Annotated in this window: 11 protein-coding genes and 1 pseudogene; 2 read left to right on the top strand and 10 right to left on the bottom strand. The window is 35.3% G+C overall.

Features of this window, described 5'->3' with window-relative positions; all coding sequences use genetic code 11:
* Positions 1–20: 20 nt before the first annotated feature.
* From KE503_RS05650 to KE503_RS15060, 6 genes and pseudogenes are all read right to left on the bottom strand, one after another.
* A complete protein-coding gene (locus KE503_RS05650; RefSeq protein WP_212384671.1) occupies positions 21–1,142 on the bottom strand; it encodes a polysaccharide pyruvyl transferase family protein in 1,122 nt (373 codons plus the stop codon).
* A 3-nt stretch (positions 1,143–1,145) separates the two neighbouring features.
* Positions 1,146–2,375 carry a Coenzyme F420 hydrogenase/dehydrogenase, beta subunit C-terminal domain gene (locus tag KE503_RS05645; RefSeq protein WP_212384670.1) on the bottom strand — a complete coding sequence of 410 codons (1,230 nt, stop codon included), beginning with the start codon at positions 2,373–2,375 and terminating at the stop codon, positions 1,146–1,148.
* Between the two features lie 11 nt (positions 2,376–2,386).
* Positions 2,387–3,454 carry a polysaccharide pyruvyl transferase family protein gene (locus KE503_RS05640; protein WP_212384669.1) on the bottom strand — a complete coding sequence of 356 codons (1,068 nt, stop codon included), beginning with the start codon at positions 3,452–3,454 and terminating at the stop codon, positions 2,387–2,389.
* On the bottom strand, positions 3,451–4,563 hold the full coding sequence (locus tag KE503_RS05635) for a glycosyltransferase family 1 protein (RefSeq protein ID WP_147604731.1): 1,113 nt from the start codon (positions 4,561–4,563) through the stop codon (positions 3,451–3,453). The genes KE503_RS05640 and KE503_RS05635 overlap by 4 nt, the downstream gene beginning before the upstream one ends.
* Before the next feature lie 26 nt (positions 4,564–4,589).
* Entirely contained in the window at positions 4,590–5,747 is a 1,158-nt protein-coding gene (locus KE503_RS05630) for a glycosyltransferase family 4 protein (protein ID WP_147604832.1), read from the bottom strand.
* A 56-nt stretch (positions 5,748–5,803) separates the two neighbouring features.
* A pseudogene (locus tag KE503_RS15060) lies at positions 5,804–6,385 on the bottom strand (sugar transferase).
* 1,090 nt (positions 6,386–7,475) lie between these two features.
* Between KE503_RS15060 and KE503_RS05620 the strand changes: the two are divergent.
* Positions 7,476–8,978: an aminotransferase class I/II-fold pyridoxal phosphate-dependent enzyme gene (locus KE503_RS05620; protein WP_249182978.1), complete on the top strand. Its 1,503-nt coding sequence runs from the start codon at positions 7,476–7,478 to the stop codon at positions 8,976–8,978.
* A 329-nt stretch (positions 8,979–9,307) separates the two neighbouring features.
* Here the strand turns inward: KE503_RS05620 and KE503_RS05615 are convergent, their stop codons facing one another.
* The 3 genes from KE503_RS05615 to KE503_RS05605 form a co-directional block, all read right to left on the bottom strand.
* Positions 9,308–10,249, bottom strand: a complete 942-nt coding sequence (locus KE503_RS05615) for an RloB family protein (RefSeq protein WP_009202921.1) — start codon at positions 10,247–10,249, stop codon at positions 9,308–9,310.
* Between the two features lie 3 nt (positions 10,250–10,252).
* Positions 10,253–11,638 (bottom strand): AAA family ATPase, encoded by a 1,386-nt coding sequence (locus tag KE503_RS05610; protein ID WP_212384668.1) that lies wholly within the window; start codon positions 11,636–11,638, stop codon positions 10,253–10,255.
* 122 nt (positions 11,639–11,760) lie between these two features.
* Entirely contained in the window at positions 11,761–12,687 is a 927-nt protein-coding gene (locus KE503_RS05605; protein WP_117945237.1) for an AEC family transporter, read from the bottom strand.
* Between the two features lie 189 nt (positions 12,688–12,876).
* Between KE503_RS05605 and KE503_RS05600 the strand changes: the two genes are divergently transcribed.
* Positions 12,877–14,232, top strand: coding sequence for an MATE family efflux transporter (locus KE503_RS05600; RefSeq protein WP_117945238.1), 1,356 nt, complete (start codon positions 12,877–12,879; stop codon positions 14,230–14,232).
* Positions 14,233–14,266: 34 nt separating this feature from the next.
* Here the strand turns inward: KE503_RS05600 and KE503_RS05595 are convergent, their stop codons facing one another.
* Positions 14,267–15,706: an alanine/glycine:cation symporter family protein gene (locus KE503_RS05595; protein WP_212384667.1), complete on the bottom strand. Its 1,440-nt coding sequence runs from the start codon at positions 15,704–15,706 to the stop codon at positions 14,267–14,269.
* Between the last annotated feature and the right edge of the window lie 67 nt (positions 15,707–15,773).

Below are 15,773 nucleotides of genomic sequence, written 5' to 3'. Positions count from 1 at the left end.
TATTACATACATTAAAATCTTTATTTGTTATCTATCAACATCGTTTTTAAACATTTCACACAAGACTCCCTATGAGCATCCATAATTTCATTGACTCTCGAAAAATCAATTTTATCTTTTATAAATCTAAAATCATTTAAATCCTTCAATATTCTGTCTTGTAATCCTGTCAATTCCAAAATACTCTGATTTCTACTACTTGTTCCTGTATTAGGTAATACTTCTATAAATTGAGTATTAAAGTTGATTGCAAATGCTGTTCCATGAAATGAATCAGTAATCAAATATTTAGCATTTTTTACTAAACTCAAAAATTCACCTATATCTGGTAAATATACAAATTTTCCCCCTCTTTTAAACTGATGAAATATTGGAGATACCCTAACTAGTTTCAACCCTGATTTTTTAGCAAACATCTTTGCATATGCATTTAATTTCTGATCATTATGAATCTGATATACCAAAACATATTCCTCTTTTACGACATTTTTAGTTATATATTTTGACCATTCATTTTTATCTATTAATAATGTTGGATCAAGTACTTGTTCTGATTCTATTCCCATATCATCTAAAATTTCAACAGCTTTATCCTCTCTTACTGCAATCTTATCATACTGTGCTAAATATTGTTTATATTCTTTCATCGTCTTTTCATTAAATTTTGCTTTACCAAAACTAGATGCAAAGGCTATTTTTTTATTACCTTTCGGTACAAAATCCAAAAAATATGCTGAATCGTAAGTTCCCGTTGATACTGGTCCCCAAACTTGATCACTTCCTGTCATAAAAACAGCTTTACTATTTTTAAAATATTTTCTTAATTCTTCATGCGAATTAACTTGCTTGGTCATCAAAAGATATTTTTTTCTCATTTTTGTAAAATGATGATACATAACAATATTTTCTGGCTCTCTACCTAAGATATATGCCATTTTCTTTAATGGATTCTTATTCCATCCCTTTTTTTGCTTCAATTGTATAAAGGCAATTCTTGACCCTGTCTCTTCTTTCGCAATATAATCAATAATCTTGCTTTCTACTCCAATTTTATCCAATATCTTTTGTGTCGCAATTGATTGTAATAATGAGCCATAGTTTGCTGGCCTATGACGTGTAATCACTCTTACCTGTATTTTCATTTATTATTTCCCCTTTATTACCGCTTTCAATTTTAATCGTATTGTTCTTGGAATCATATTATATATTCTATGTACAATAATTTGTTTTTTATATTTTTTTCTAAACCACTTTTCGATTGCAATGTATCCATGATCAGAATATTTTCTCATAATCATTTCCCGACTATCAGGTCTCTTAGATGGTATATTTAACTGACCATTCCGACGACTAACTTTCTCAAATGAGGAATCATTCATTTGAAGTAATTCTTTTATATTCTGACAAGTTTTTATTCCTTTTTCAGTATTAGCTAGAATACAAGATATTCCTTCTTTTTCATTGTACATATTATTTTTCAGTAACTCAGGATGTTCCTTTTCAATTCCCCAATAATCTCCAATTGTCAAATCTGCACATCGTTCTCTTCTAGCATATTTACACGAATAACAATTCTCTCGATAAATCATCCCATCTAAAAACAAAGTATTATAAGAATTTAATCTTGCTGGAATATATACTTTCTTTTGCTTTCTTCCTTTAGCTAAAGTAATCCTACCATTCATTCCCCAGCCTTTTCTCTTATCCCTAAAAGCATAATCTACAATCTTATCTGCACTTCTTCTCTGTTTTTCTATTTGTAAATAATCATCAAAAAACTTAGCATTAGGAACGCCATGACATATGACATCTATTGTATAAAGATTATCATACTCTTTCCCTAAATATTCATAAAGTCCACTAATCTGACATGGAGTTCCAGAAAATAGTACGATTCTTCCTTTCTTTAAATAGTCTTTAGTCTGTTTGTATGTAATTCCAATAGCACTTTGTACATATTTAGATCCTTGTAATTTAGTTAATTGCTTTTGATTCTCTATCTTTATATGATGTGGATTTGCATGCCCATTTTCAAAATCTAATGTTGCACCAAACACAACCCCTCCATCTTTTAATATTTTAGTCGCAACTGCAGCAAACACACCACCTGATGCCGAATTTAATAGCTGCTTTTTATTCTTACTAACCGCTACAAATACTTGCTTAGGTTCAAACAACTTAGAACCATTCTGATAAGCACAAACCTTCTTACAAGCTCCACACTGAACACATTTTGTCTCATCAATCTGTGGATATAAAAATCCATAATCATCTTCTTCCATGCGAATCGCATCTTTAGGGCAGACATTCATGCACGCACCACATGCACAACAATTTTTCTTGTCATCAAATAAAATAATTTTATCCTTGGACATTCTATACTCCTCTATTTTCCTTTGATCACTCGTCGCAAATAATCAATACTTGCTTCTCGTTTCTCATCAATAATCTCATTCACTACACTATAATCAATTTCATCTCTCATCTTCTCTAAATCGAATTTGAAATCTTTATCAATTTTACGATTTGGAATATGTAATTCTCTTAATAGTGCTCCAACTTTTTTGATTCGGCTCTCATTTGTTAAATAAACTTTAAATGGTCTCTCATTCAAAATTGAGAATACTGCTCCATGGAATGTTCCAGTAAATACAAAATCTGCATTTCTAAACATTTCAACCCATTCAAATGGTGCCAAATCTACTGTAATATCTGTATATTGCTTATCACATTCTCCTGCCCCGTATACTGCATAACCATGTTCCTTTGCATATGCAAAAATCTGTTTCTTGATTTTTTTAGGCAAATGCTCACAATAGTAAAATAATATATAAGGTTTCTTAGGAACTTTTAATTTTGTTTTTGGAAACTTACTTAAAAATGTTGGATCTAGTACTCTTGTTGGATAGTTTCCTGTAATATGTTCCACTAAATCTGCAGTCAGATCATCTCTTGCTGATATTGCTTTAAATCTTTTAATTCCTTCTTCTACATAACTTGGAATCACATCATTTGCACTTGATTTACCCACACTTGGTGCGTATGCAACTAAATTTTGACATGTAAGCCCATGCCCAAATTTAACTTTAGCGTCACCTTTTCCGTCTTTAAAATTCCAAACTTCATCACTACCAGCAATAATGTAGTCATACCCCATTTTGTTAATCTGCTTTGCTGAAAAACAGACTTTAGATAATGTCATATATTTTTTTCTAGCTTTTGAAAAAATACTAGGAATTCTTATTTTTCTTAACCATTCTTTGATTCCTTCGCGATCTTTATAAAAACGGAACCATCCACCTACATTGATTACAAAATGTTTTACATTAATGCAGTTAATAATTTCAACCTGATCTTCTGGAAACGCTTTCGCCATTGCTTCTCTTAAGGCATACGCCTGTAAAAACGCTCCATAATTATCTATATACTGATGTGTTAAAATACCAATTTTCATATATTCTCCCTATATAATTCAATATATCTTTCCTGTAATTTTTTAGCTTCTTCAACGATATTATATCGATTCTTAGTTATCACTTCATAATTATTTTTTCTGGTCTGATCTTTTAAAGCTTTTTCTAAATAACCAACCCATTGTCTCTTATCTGATGTAGAAACAAAAGATACCTTATCTGTTAGTCCAATCTCTCTCGTTATATTATCAGAAAATACACATGGCAAGTCTGCCGCCTGTGCTTCCACTCCTACAACAGGCAGCCCTTCCCATACTGATGGCAAAACAAAAGCATCGAATGCCTGATACCACTCATTCGCATTTCCTACATTTCCTACAAATAAAACAGCATCTTCAATTCCAAGAGTTTGAACTTTTTCCTTAATTTTAGGCATTAGTTCTCCATCTCCTAATAAAACCAGTTTTGTATCCTTATGATTTTTATAATATTCCACAAAAACATCAATTAAAAAAGTATGATTTTTCTGTGCCATAAAACGACCCACATGCCCTATTACTTTTTTATCTTGTAGATGATATTCTGATCTAATTCTATTTCTTATTTCTTCATTATACAAAAATCGTTCAACTTCTATTGCATTGGGGATAAATTCATAGTCTTTGTTTTCAACGACTTTATTTCCAAAATAACATCTTGCTGCTTCTATACCACATGTAAAATTATGATTTATATTATATTTTAATCGACTTCTACAAAAAATCTTAATCGGCCATTTCCAGTCCTTGGTAATGCTCGCTCCATGTGCATGAAATATTCTAATGGGAATTTTATTCTTTTTCGCCGCATGTAATGCATAAACACCCAAAGCGCCATTGTGTGCCTCTACTATTCTATATTGGGGATATTTTTCAAATAGCTTTTTCATATATTTTAAATATTGAGGATACTTTGCCGGATTTAAACCTGGGGTATGAAAAATATGGCCTCCCATTTGCTTTATTTCTTCATCATAAGCTCCTGGTTTAGTCTTATTACACAAAAAATCAAATTGAACTTTTTCATGATCCATATGTCGGTAATAATTCATAAGCATTGTTTCAATTCCTGCTCTATCCATATTACTTACAGAATGTAATACTCTAATCATTTTGCTTTCCTTTCACCTTAATAACCTCAAATAGAAGCCACACTACTATTCTCTACTAATTTTTCCTTGCAGCTTTTCTTTCCTCTATAAACCTCAACAGTTCTATTCACAACATCTTCCCAATTATACCTACCACAAATATACCCAGACGCTTCACTCTTATACTTCTCCACAAGCTCCACATCATCACAAACCATCTGCAGCTTCTCCTTCAAGTCCTCAACATTAGCCTTCTTAAACAATATCGCCTTATCCTCAACCACATCAGCAATCTCAGCAATATCAGACCCGATCACGCAGTTCCCATAGCTCATAGCCTCAAGCAGACTAAGTGGCATTCCCTCTAACTTAGAAGGCAACACATAAACATAAGCATTACTATAAAGTTCCTCTAATGTTCTACCAGAAACAAACCCAGTAAAGATAATATTCGGATTATTCCCAGCCAACTTCTTAAGTTTCATCACATAATCATCCGTATCACTAGTATCTCCAGCAATCACTAACTTCTTATCCGTCTTCACATTCTGATAAGCTTCAATCAGATAATGAATACCTTTCTCTTCTGTAAGTCGTGACAACGCACAAATATAATCATCTTTATGCAGACCAAATTTCTTCGTGAGCAGATCAGCTTCCACATTCTCAGGTCTTGATACTCCATTGGGGATGAGAATTGTATCTCGACCATACGTCTGTTTAAAATAATCTTGAACTCCTTTACTCAAAACAATGATTTCATCTGCATATTTCGCAGCCACTTTCTCTCCAAATTTGATATATTTTGAACCAAATCCAGATTTCCATTTATCTCTTGCCCAATCCAATCCATGGATTGTTACGATACAACGTTTTCTGAATAATTTTGGAATCCAAAGAGCTGTGCAAGGTCCTTCTGCATGAAAATGTACAATATCATATCTTCCAAATGCTGCTCTGATAGCAGCAGAAAAGGAGGATGTCATTGCTGCCAGCCCCTTCTTGTTGATCGTCAATACTTTCTTTAATTTTACGCCTTTATATGTACCATTTTTTACGGTATTTACATATTCATTTTCAACTTTATCACCGGAACGATTATAACATGTAACTTGATGTCCTCGTTTTACCATCTTAGGACACATCGTAGTCAGTACAAGTTCAATTCCGCCTCTTCTTGATGGAACAACTTTATGTCCGATCATCGCAATTTTTAATTGTTTCTTCCTTATATAATTACTACTCACCGTACACTTCCCTTCTACTGCGCCCCATCATCACCCTTAAACACAAGCGCCACTGTCTTAAACAATATCTTAATATCCAACCAAAGAGACCAATTCTCAATATACTGAACATCCAATTTCACAATCTCCTCAAAATCAGTAATCGTACTACGACCACTAACCTGCCAGATTCCAGTCAACCCAGGTGTTCTACAAAGCCTCTTCTTATGATAAGCATTATACTGCTCAAATTCATCCACTGTAGGTGGTCTAGTCCCAACCAGACTCATATCCCCCTTCAGTACATTCCAAAACTACGGAAGCTCATCAATACTAGTCTTCCTGATAAATTTCCCAACCTTCGTAATACGAGGATCATCTTTCATCTTAAACATCAGCCCGTCCATCTCATTCTGAGCCATCAATTCCTTCTTACGCTCCTCCGCATCCTGATACATCGATCTGATCTTATAGATCTTAAATATTCTACCATTTCTACCAACTCTCTTCTGAGAAAACAATAATGGTCCCGGAGATTCCAGTTTCACCGCTGGTGCCACAAAGATCAATGCGATTCCAGTGATCAAAAGTCCAACCAGTCCACCAAGGATATCCATCGCTCTCTTAAGAAGTAACATAAATAAAGAAACTTCTCTTCCAGAAAATGATACAACATTATATGGTCCTACAGTTTCTAATGTCTTATTTAGATTCTGATTGATCTGGAATAAAGGAATATTCAGACTTGTATTGATTCCCATATCCTCAAAATTCTGAATTGTCATTGCAACTGGATATTTATATTCTTTTGGAATGTAGCTAAACACTTCATCTACAACATTTCTTGCTGCGTATTCAAACATACTTCGATATGTAAATCCAATGACTGGTATCCCATAGACATTTTCTCCTACCATATCTTTATCTATAATGACAATACTCGTGATCCATAAATCCCATGTTTTTTCTTTTATAATATTCGTGATCACTTGCTCTGCTTCACCACTAGTTGTGATCAGCATCATTTTCCTTGCAAATGAATGATTGGATCTTCTTCGCAGCCAGTACTTACGGTACAGACGATGTGCTATGATCATATAAAAGAACTCAAATCCGATCGTAAACATATAAATGAATCTTGAATACTCGGATGCATCTGCCATCAGCAATGCGATCATTGACATCCCGGCTCCAGTCAGAACTGCTGTCTGAAAATCGCATCGTATTTCGTCTTTAATTTTACGCTTAAAAAAACTGCGATTTGGGTGGAACAGCAAGTAAACAAAAGTCAGAACTGCCATTGCAATGATCCATCGCAAATATGTATCAGCTCTCATAAACCCATATGCTGTTTCTAGATTTCCAAATCGCAGATAAACTGCAACAAAATATCCTGCAGTCAATCCCACCATATCAAGTATATAGATCAGGAAATTCTGCATCTGTCTTTTTGATACTCCCATATTCTTCTAATCCCCATAATATAGTTTTTTTATTCTTGTTCATTAATCTTCTTTATATGTTATCATAGATTTCATAAATTTCAATAAGTTTCCTTGTACTTTTTGTTGTAATAAGTATATTTTTGTCGTTTTTGAACTTTTGTATATTTTAAATTGAACTTTCTTTTCTTTTATGATATAATCGTTTTAATAAATTGAACTTTTTAAATATAAATTGAACTTTTCTTAATAAAGGAGCTGTATTATGAATCAGAAAGAACTATTTGCAGAGCATTTACGTTCTGCTATGGAGCAAAAACAAATGAAACAGGTGGATCTTGTACACGCTGCTGATCAGGCAGGGTTAAAGGTTGGAAAGAGCCATATCAGCCAGTATGTCAGTGGAAAGACTCTTCCTCGTGCGGATATCGCTCATTTTCTTGCAGATACATTGGAAGTTGAGGAGGAATGGCTTCTTGGTGATGCTTCTAAGGAAGATTTCTTTGAACCTGAGATCGATCGTTCTTCTCTGACTGACAATAAGAAGCCTCCTGTTCGTCATTTTAGTAAATCAAGCAAACTTGATAATGTCTTATATGATGTTCGTGGTCCTGTTGTGGATGAAGCGAATCGTATGGAGCGTGATGGAACAAATATCTTAAAGTTAAATATCGGAAACCCTGCTCCATTTGGTTTTAGAACGCCGGATGAAGTCATTTATGATATGAGACATCAGTTGACTGACTGCGAAGGATATTCCCCTTCTCAGGGATTGTTCGCTGCGAGAAAGGCGATCATGCAGTATGCACAGCTTAAGTACCTTCCAAATGTTGATATCGACAGCATTTATACTGGGAATGGTGTCAGTGAGCTTATCAATCTTTCTATGTCTGCCCTGCTTGATGATGGGGATGAGATCTTGATTCCTTCTCCGGATTATCCTTTGTGGACAGCTTGTGCTACGCTTGCTGGTGGTACGGCGGTTCATTATATCTGTGATGAACAGTCAGACTGGTATCCTGATATGGAGGATATTAAGAAGAAGATCAATCATAGAACGAAAGCGATCGTTTTGATCAATCCGAATAACCCAACTGGGGCTTTGTATCCTAGAGAGGTCTTACAGCAGATCGTTGATATTGCGAGAGAACATCAGCTTATTATCTTCTCTGATGAGATTTATGATCGTCTTGTGATGGATGGAGAGGAACATGTATCCATTGCTTCTCTTGCTCCTGATCTGTTTTGTGTGACATTTTCCGGATTGTCTAAATCTCATATGATCGCTGGTTTCCGTATTGGCTGGATGATCTTAAGTGGTAATAAGGCAGTTGCAAAGGATTATATCGAGGGACTTAATATGCTTTCTAATATGAGACTTTGTTCAAATGTGCCTGCGCAGGCGGTTGTCCAGACGGCGCTGGGTGGTCATCAGAGTGTCAATGATTATATTGTTCCTGGTGGACGTATTTATGAGCAGAGGGAATATGTTTATAAGGCACTTTGTGATATTCCTGGTATTTCTGCTGTGAAACCGAAGGCTGCGTTTTATATCTTTCCTAAGATTGATACGAAGAAGTTTAATATCACGAATGATGAGCAGTTTGCTTTGGATCTTTTACGTGAGAAGAAGCTTTTGATCGTGCATGGTAGTGGATTTAACTGGAAGGATCCGGATCATTTCAGAGTGGTTTATCTGCCTCGTATTGAAGTTTTGGAAGATGCTATGGGAAAACTTGGGGAATTTTTGGAGTATTATAGACAGTAAAGTTTGTTTGCCATAGTCTTTCATATATATCACATATTCAAAAAATAGTTATTGCCGCAAAACACACATTTTATTCAGCATTTTTGACAGGTCGCTGATTCGCTGGCATTCCTGCATAACTCTCTTGGTGCGACCCAAAATGGCCGCACCATCGTTCAGACAATGCCCATGCCAGCTGCGAACCCGTCAAAAATACTGATAAAATGCTAATCGTTTTGCGGCAATAACTATTTTTAAGATATGTGATATATAGCGAAAGGTATTGGAAAGGAAACTGTTGGTTATAAAATACAAGAAACGCTCAAGTTATACATTTATCTAAAATACTACTATTTCCTCATATCCTCTATCAAAAGCCCTATATTACTCCCAATAGAATGTTTTAATCCTTCTATATCTTCGCAGAATTCTTTTTCATTTTTGATTGCTGTATCAATATTCCCTACAAATTCTTCCGCTTTGTAATTGCTTTTCTTATAGCTAGGATAAATTTTATGTAATTCATATTCTGCATATCTTTTTTTAGATGTTACCTTTGGATTTTCTGATAGTTTTTCTTGATCTAAGTCGAAAACTTTTTCTGAATGCATCAGTAGCCAAAATTCAAAACATGGATTGGTTACACAGAAACGAAATCCTTGTTCTTCACATTTTTGTTTTACATATTCATACTGTGATTCTATAAAACTTTCTTTATCTCTGTCTACAATTAAGCAAATTTCATCATAATTTTCTTCATATGTTAAGTCTTCAAACTTGATGATTTCTGGAATATATTGAATAATGTTGTCAATCTTATATTTTTGTCCTAATTCTGTCAAAACTTTATTACAAACAAATTCAGGATCATCAATAATATCTTCTAATGTTTTTTCAAATTCTTCTTCACATATTTGTTTCATTGTTTTCCAGATAGCCCTTTTCAACACTTTACTATTAATTATAATCTGTTTTTCATGAAAATAGTCAATAATTTTATCAAACAGGGTTTTGAAAGATATAGTTCCTGTATCTCTTTCCTTTAAATCTTGAATAACTCTATCCAATATTTTTCGAGGATTACTCCATCCTTCTTCACTAAAACATCTAATAATAGGCACTAGTTCTATTAATGAATTAAGCTCTATTTCTTTTCGCATATCTTCTATTGCATCAAAATATAATACTTCAGTATCTGAGCCTTCATATAGTAAAAAATACTTTTTTATAGCTTGCTTTGATTCTGATGCAACTGAACGTCTACCAAAACCAGAACCTTTTCTTTCTCTCATCCATTACTCATCCCCTTTCACAGGAAATACAGTACTGAATTTTGGAACTCCCCCATACCGTCCATCTAAATAGGCCTTATCTATCTTCTGGTCAAATCTTGTATTATATTCTTCCAAAGAATAAATATCACTTTCTCCTGTAATTCTTTTATTAACAAACCACACTTCGTCTCTTCGAAGAATATCAAAATCTAACAATCTTGATTCATGTGTTGTCACAATTAACTGAATATTCCTTTCTGCTGCCAATTGTAAATATGTTTCTACAAATTTACAAGTTAAACTTGGATGTAAACATCTATCCAGTTCATCAATCACATATGTTTTATTTGCTCCCGAAAGTAATACTTCTATTAAATCTAATATTCTAACCGTACCATCTGATTCTTCTGATAAATTAAACAAAATATTCTCTTCCCCATGCAAGAATTTAATTGTCTTTCCTTCAACTTTTCCGTTACTAGCAATATTTAAAATAAAAAAGTCTTTATTGGATCTCATCACAATTCCAATTTCTTTTAATTTCATACGATTTACTGTTACTTTTTTATTCTCTACATCCTTTAATATTTCTTCTTTAATTCTATTTGGAATCATTCTAAATATTTCTTCTGGATCTACATCTACCATCTGAAATCCTGTGATACCTGTTCCAAATGCTTTAATAATTTTACAAACTTCATCTATTTTTTCCGTTTTTGCCATATATGAATAGTCCGAAATTGGTCGATCTGGATAATTAATATCTAATTTTCGTTCTATCCACATATATACATTTCGAAATACTTTAAGATTATTATATTTTTCATATAGAGTTTTCTTATTTTTATTCATTATTGATAATAATAATACTTCTGAATCCTCTTGAATATCTTCGGCATAATTTTTTAATTTTTCATATGACTTTTTATCTCGGTTTAATTCACTGCTAAACTCGGTTTCACCATTTTCAATATCTCTAGTAAAAATATTTTTTTCACTGCCATCACTTTTAAGTTCAACAAGCCATTCTGAAACAAACTTGCTTTGACTTAAAATCACTTCAAATCCATATGCATAATATTTATCATCTAGCATAATTTCTAATTCAAAATAGCTTTTCTTTTCCTTATTTGCTCTGTCAGTTTTACAATACATGTCAGTGTGCCCTTTAGGAAGTCCATCTACAATTGTTTTTTTCATAAAATTCAATGCTTTTACTAAATTGGATTTTCCAGATGCATTCGCTCCATAAACAGCTGCAAATTTTAACAATTTAATTTTATCATTATCGTATATGTGCTCTCTCTTACTTCTAACTTTTCCAGCTATCATAGAAAATTCTTCTGATTGCCCTGATTCATTTTCAAAAAACGAAAGAAAATTCTTTACATTAAATCTAATTAACATTTTAGCACCTCCTATATTCATAGTTTACGTGATTTCCTCACTTACGTCAATATTTGACAATGTTTATTCGCATATTTTACATGTATTCTATGTGTTTTTTTCACATTTATTCATATTATTTTTTACATCTGATACAAATAAACAAACACCGGCATTGTAATGATCGACAATAGTGTCGTCATAACATTAATCGCACTTGCATATTTCGAATCATTCCCATACACCTGACACATCTGTGTAACAGTCGATGCGCATGGTGTGATCGCTGCGAGGTATGTGATGAGAATTATCTTATCTCCTTGTGGATGCCATCCTCTCATTCCTAAGAGATTAATGACTGCTAATGCAATCAATGGTTGAATGATTAGTCTTAGTACTGTTACCAGATAGACTCTCTTGTTTGTAAAGATATCTTTTAGGTTTACTTCAGCGATCAGCATTCCTGTGACGATCATGCTTAATGGTCCGATCATGCCTCCTACAGATGAGAGCGTATTGTTGATGATCTCTGGGAATCTTATTTTTGTGAAGAATAGGATGACTCCTAGGAATACGGAGATCATATTGATGTTTAACAGGATCTTCTTTAGGTTGATCCCTTTTTCCCTGCTGATCATGTTTTTGCCCTGGCTCCAGATGAAGAATAACTGGACGCTCATGAATACACAGCCATATACGACCCATTTACCGCCTAATATATAGGTAACTAATGGGACGATCAGGTTTCCGGAGTTTGAGTAGTAGGCGGATGTGAATTCTACAGAGTCTAGGTGGAACATTTTTTGCATGATGTAGGTTACGAAGAGTAGTAAAAACTGCAGGATAATGGATGCTATGCAGGCTGTGATCAGTCCTTTGGTTACGTTTGGGCTGTAGTCTACCTGAAATGCGTTGATGATGACTGCTGGGATGATCAGGTATAGGATGATCTTTGAGAGGACTTTGCTGTCTTCTCCTTTTAATAGTTTTGTTTTTACGATGATGTAGCCCATTAGGATCATTAGGAATAGCTGGGCAATCTGTTTAAATAGTAATATGCTCATTTGCATGGGTTGTGTTCCTTCTTTCTTATGTCTTATCTTTTTGTTTTGTTCTTTATTATATCATTATGAGCCTGTTTCGATTGTATCTTTTTTGGTTCGTTATTTTCTTTTGTTGATAATTTATTTAAAAAGAGTTAGAATTGTATCTGCTAAAACTTAAGGTGACTGGGCACAGGAGATAGAAGGGAGTTTTATATGAAGAATTCTTCATCTAAGCAGTCCGGTAAGATGGATATGCTTCATGGAAGTTTGTTAGATAAAATTTTATTATTTGCCATGCCGCTTGCTGCTTGTAGTATCTTACAGCAGCTTTTTAATTCGGTTGGTACTGCGGTTGTCGGGCGTTTTGCGAGTAGTGAGGCTTTAGCTGCGGTTGGGAGTAATAGTTCTGTTATTTCTTTGATGGTTACTTTGTTTTCTGGAATTTCACTTGGTTCAAATGTTGTGATTGCAAACTATATTGGACAGTGTGATAAGAAACGTGTTCCTCGTGTGGTACATACAGCGGTTACGCTCGCTTTGTTAAGTGGTGTGTTTTTGCTTGTGCTTGGACAGTTTGTGGCGCATCCGATCCTTGTACTGATGGGTGCTCCGAAGAATATCATTCATCTGGCAACTTTATATCTGAGAATTTATTTTCTTGGAATGCCTTTTTTTATGTTGTATGATTTTGGGGCTTCGATCCTTCGTAGTATCGGGGATACGCGTCGTCCGATGTATGCTTTGATCGTGTCTGGTGTTGTGAATGTTATTTTGAACTTGTTATTTGTTGTAGTATTTCGTATGGGTGTTGCTGGAGCTGGTCTTGCTACGGTTGGTGCGAATGCGGTAAGTGCTGCGCAGATCATTTATTTTCTGATGCACGAGGAGCTTCCAATCCGTCTTTCTTTTCAGTCTTTGATGATCGATCGTGATGCGGTATCTAAGATCTTAAGGATCGGGGTTCCTGCGGGACTTCAGGGAATGGTGTTTTCGCTTGCGAATGTTTGTATCCAGTCTGGGATCAACAGTTTTGGTTCTGCTGGGATTGCTGGGTCTGCGGTGGAGCTTAATTATGAGTATTTTGCTTATTATCTTGTCAATGCATTTGCTCAGACGGTTGTTACGTTTACTGGGCAGAATTATGGAGCGAAGAATGAGGAGCGTTGTAAGAAGATCTTTCGTCTTGGTATGATGTGTAGTGTCATCTCCTGTGGAGTGCTTAGTACGATCTTTGTTGTATTCCGTACGTTCTTTATTGGATTGTTTACGAGTGACCCTGCGGTATATCGTTATGCTGTGATCCGTTTCTTATTTGTTTTGATGTTTGAGTGTTTAACAAGTTCTTATGAGATCAGTGGTGGATGCCTGCGTGGATTTGGGCGGTCTATGACCCCTGCGATCCTTACTGTGTTTGGGTCTTGTGTGTTAAGACTTGTGTGGCTTGCTACGGTTTGTCACTGGTTCCATGATTACAGGCTTTTGATGGTGATCTATCCGATTTCCTGGGTGTTGACTGGAAGTATGGTTTTGGTGGCTTATTTTCGGACTCGGAAGAAATTATTTGTTTAAAAAATGGGTGTCCTTGGTTGGGACACCCATTTTTTTATTCATCTTCCTGCAAGGAAAACGCTCTTTCTTCTATATTTTTCTTCTTATCTGCTTCATAATCTTTCAATTCTTTGATCGCTTGTCCCGACATTGCGTACAGGATGAAGACATTGAAGATCGTCATCAGTCCGATTCCGACGTCTCCTAAGTCCCATACGAAGGTATAAGTCTGGATTCCTCCGATAAAGAGCATGACCAGTGCTAATACTTTGTATACTGTCTGTGATGCCCAGTTATCACCAAATAAGTATGCAACATTGGATCTTGCATAAAACAAGATTCCTAAGAAGGTTGAGAAACTGAACATCCAAAGGATCACGGCGATAAAGATGACTCCAAAACTTCCAAGGTGGTAGTTCATAGCTGTCTGAAGTAAACTCATTCCTGTAAGGCCGTCTGTCATACTCTGTGGTGCTAATAGCATCAGCATTGCGGTACAGCTGCAGATGACGATCGTATCGATAAATACTCCTAATGCCTGTACCAGTCCCATCTGTGCAGGGCATTCGCAGTCTGCGGCTGCCGCGGCACATGGGGCGGATCCTGATCCTGCTTCGTTTGAGAATAATCCTCGTTTCACACCATTCATAAGAACAGCTCCAAATCCACCGGCTGCGACTTGTCTTAGTCCAAAGGCTTCTTTGAAGATTCTTGCAAAGACTGCTGGAATACTTGTGATATTCGTTACGATCACAAAGATCGTGATCAGGAAATATACGACTGCCATGATCGGTACAACGATATCTAATACTTTCACGGTTGCATTCTTTCTTAATACGATCACTGCTGCAATGATCACTAAGATGATCGTTGTGTAGATCGTTGGAATATGAAATGCATTGTTAAATGACTCCGCTACAGAATTGCTGACTACCTGACTGATCCCACACCAGCAGATCAGTCCTGAGATCGCAAACAGGACTGCGATCAGGGTATGTTTTTTCTTCTTGCCTTGTTTTTCTTCCATAAAATGATGGATATAGTACGCCGGACCTCCACGGTATCCTCCGTAGAGTGGATCTTTTTCTTTGTGAAGCTGGGCTAAAGTTGCTTCGATAAAGGCTGTGGATGAACCAAGTAAGGCTGTAACCCACATCCAGAAGACTGCTCCGGCCCCTCCTGCGGATACGGCTGCTACAACTCCGGTTAAATTTCCCATTCCGACACGGGTTGCAGTTGATACAATCAATGTCTGTAAGGATGAAAGACTGCTTTTTTCGCCTTTATCCTTTTTGTTGCTTGCTGTCAGTACTTTTACCATATCTGGAAATAAGCGGATCGGTAGGAATCTTGTTTTTATTGTAAATACGATTCCTGCTGGAAATAATAACAGGATCAGAAGTGAGATTCCTAAACTTCCCCCACCTGGAAGTGGTATATGAATCAAGTCTCCCCACAGGAATTGATATACAGTTTCAATTAATTTGATGATCATTGATCTATCTTCCTTTCGTGATTGCTTCCAAAAAAGAAAGCATGCAATCTTGTTTTATATGCATGCT

Origin of the sequence: Anaerostipes sp. Marseille-Q3525 (assembly GCF_018223505.1) — a bacterium.
In the GTDB taxonomy this organism is placed as follows: Bacteria; Bacillota; Clostridia; order Lachnospirales; family Lachnospiraceae; genus Anaerostipes; species Anaerostipes amylophilus.
This window is presented reverse-complemented; position numbering and strand designations above follow the sequence as displayed.

What these genes read in the sequence shown, in the direction of transcription:
- KE503_RS05650 (WP_212384671.1), bottom strand. Translation starts at nt 1,142, where the DNA reads ATGAAAATACAGGTAAGAGTGATTACACGTCATAGGCCAGCAAACTAT.
- KE503_RS05645 (WP_212384670.1), bottom strand. Translation starts at nt 2,375, where the DNA reads ATGTCCAAGGATAAAATTATTTTATTTGATGACAAGAAAAATTGTTGT.
- KE503_RS05640 (WP_212384669.1), bottom strand. Translation starts at nt 3,454, where the DNA reads ATGAAAATTGGTATTTTAACACATCAGTATATAGATAATTATGGAGCG.
- KE503_RS05635 (WP_147604731.1), bottom strand. Translation starts at nt 4,563, where the DNA reads ATGATTAGAGTATTACATTCTGTAAGTAATATGGATAGAGCAGGAATT.
- KE503_RS05630 (WP_147604832.1), bottom strand. Translation starts at nt 5,747, where the DNA reads ATGATCGGACATAAAGTTGTTCCATCAAGAAGAGGCGGAATTGAACTT.
- KE503_RS05620 (WP_249182978.1), top strand. Translation starts at nt 7,476, where the DNA reads ATGAATCAGAAAGAACTATTTGCAGAGCATTTACGTTCTGCTATGGAG.
- KE503_RS05615 (WP_009202921.1), bottom strand. Translation starts at nt 10,249, where the DNA reads ATGAGAGAAAGAAAAGGTTCTGGTTTTGGTAGACGTTCAGTTGCATCA.
- KE503_RS05610 (WP_212384668.1), bottom strand. Translation starts at nt 11,638, where the DNA reads ATGTTAATTAGATTTAATGTAAAGAATTTTCTTTCGTTTTTTGAAAAT.
- KE503_RS05605 (WP_117945237.1), bottom strand. Translation starts at nt 12,687, where the DNA reads ATGCAAATGAGCATATTACTATTTAAACAGATTGCCCAGCTATTCCTA.
- KE503_RS05600 (WP_117945238.1), top strand. Translation starts at nt 12,877, where the DNA reads ATGAAGAATTCTTCATCTAAGCAGTCCGGTAAGATGGATATGCTTCAT.
- KE503_RS05595 (WP_212384667.1), bottom strand. Translation starts at nt 15,706, where the DNA reads ATGATCATCAAATTAATTGAAACTGTATATCAATTCCTGTGGGGAGAC.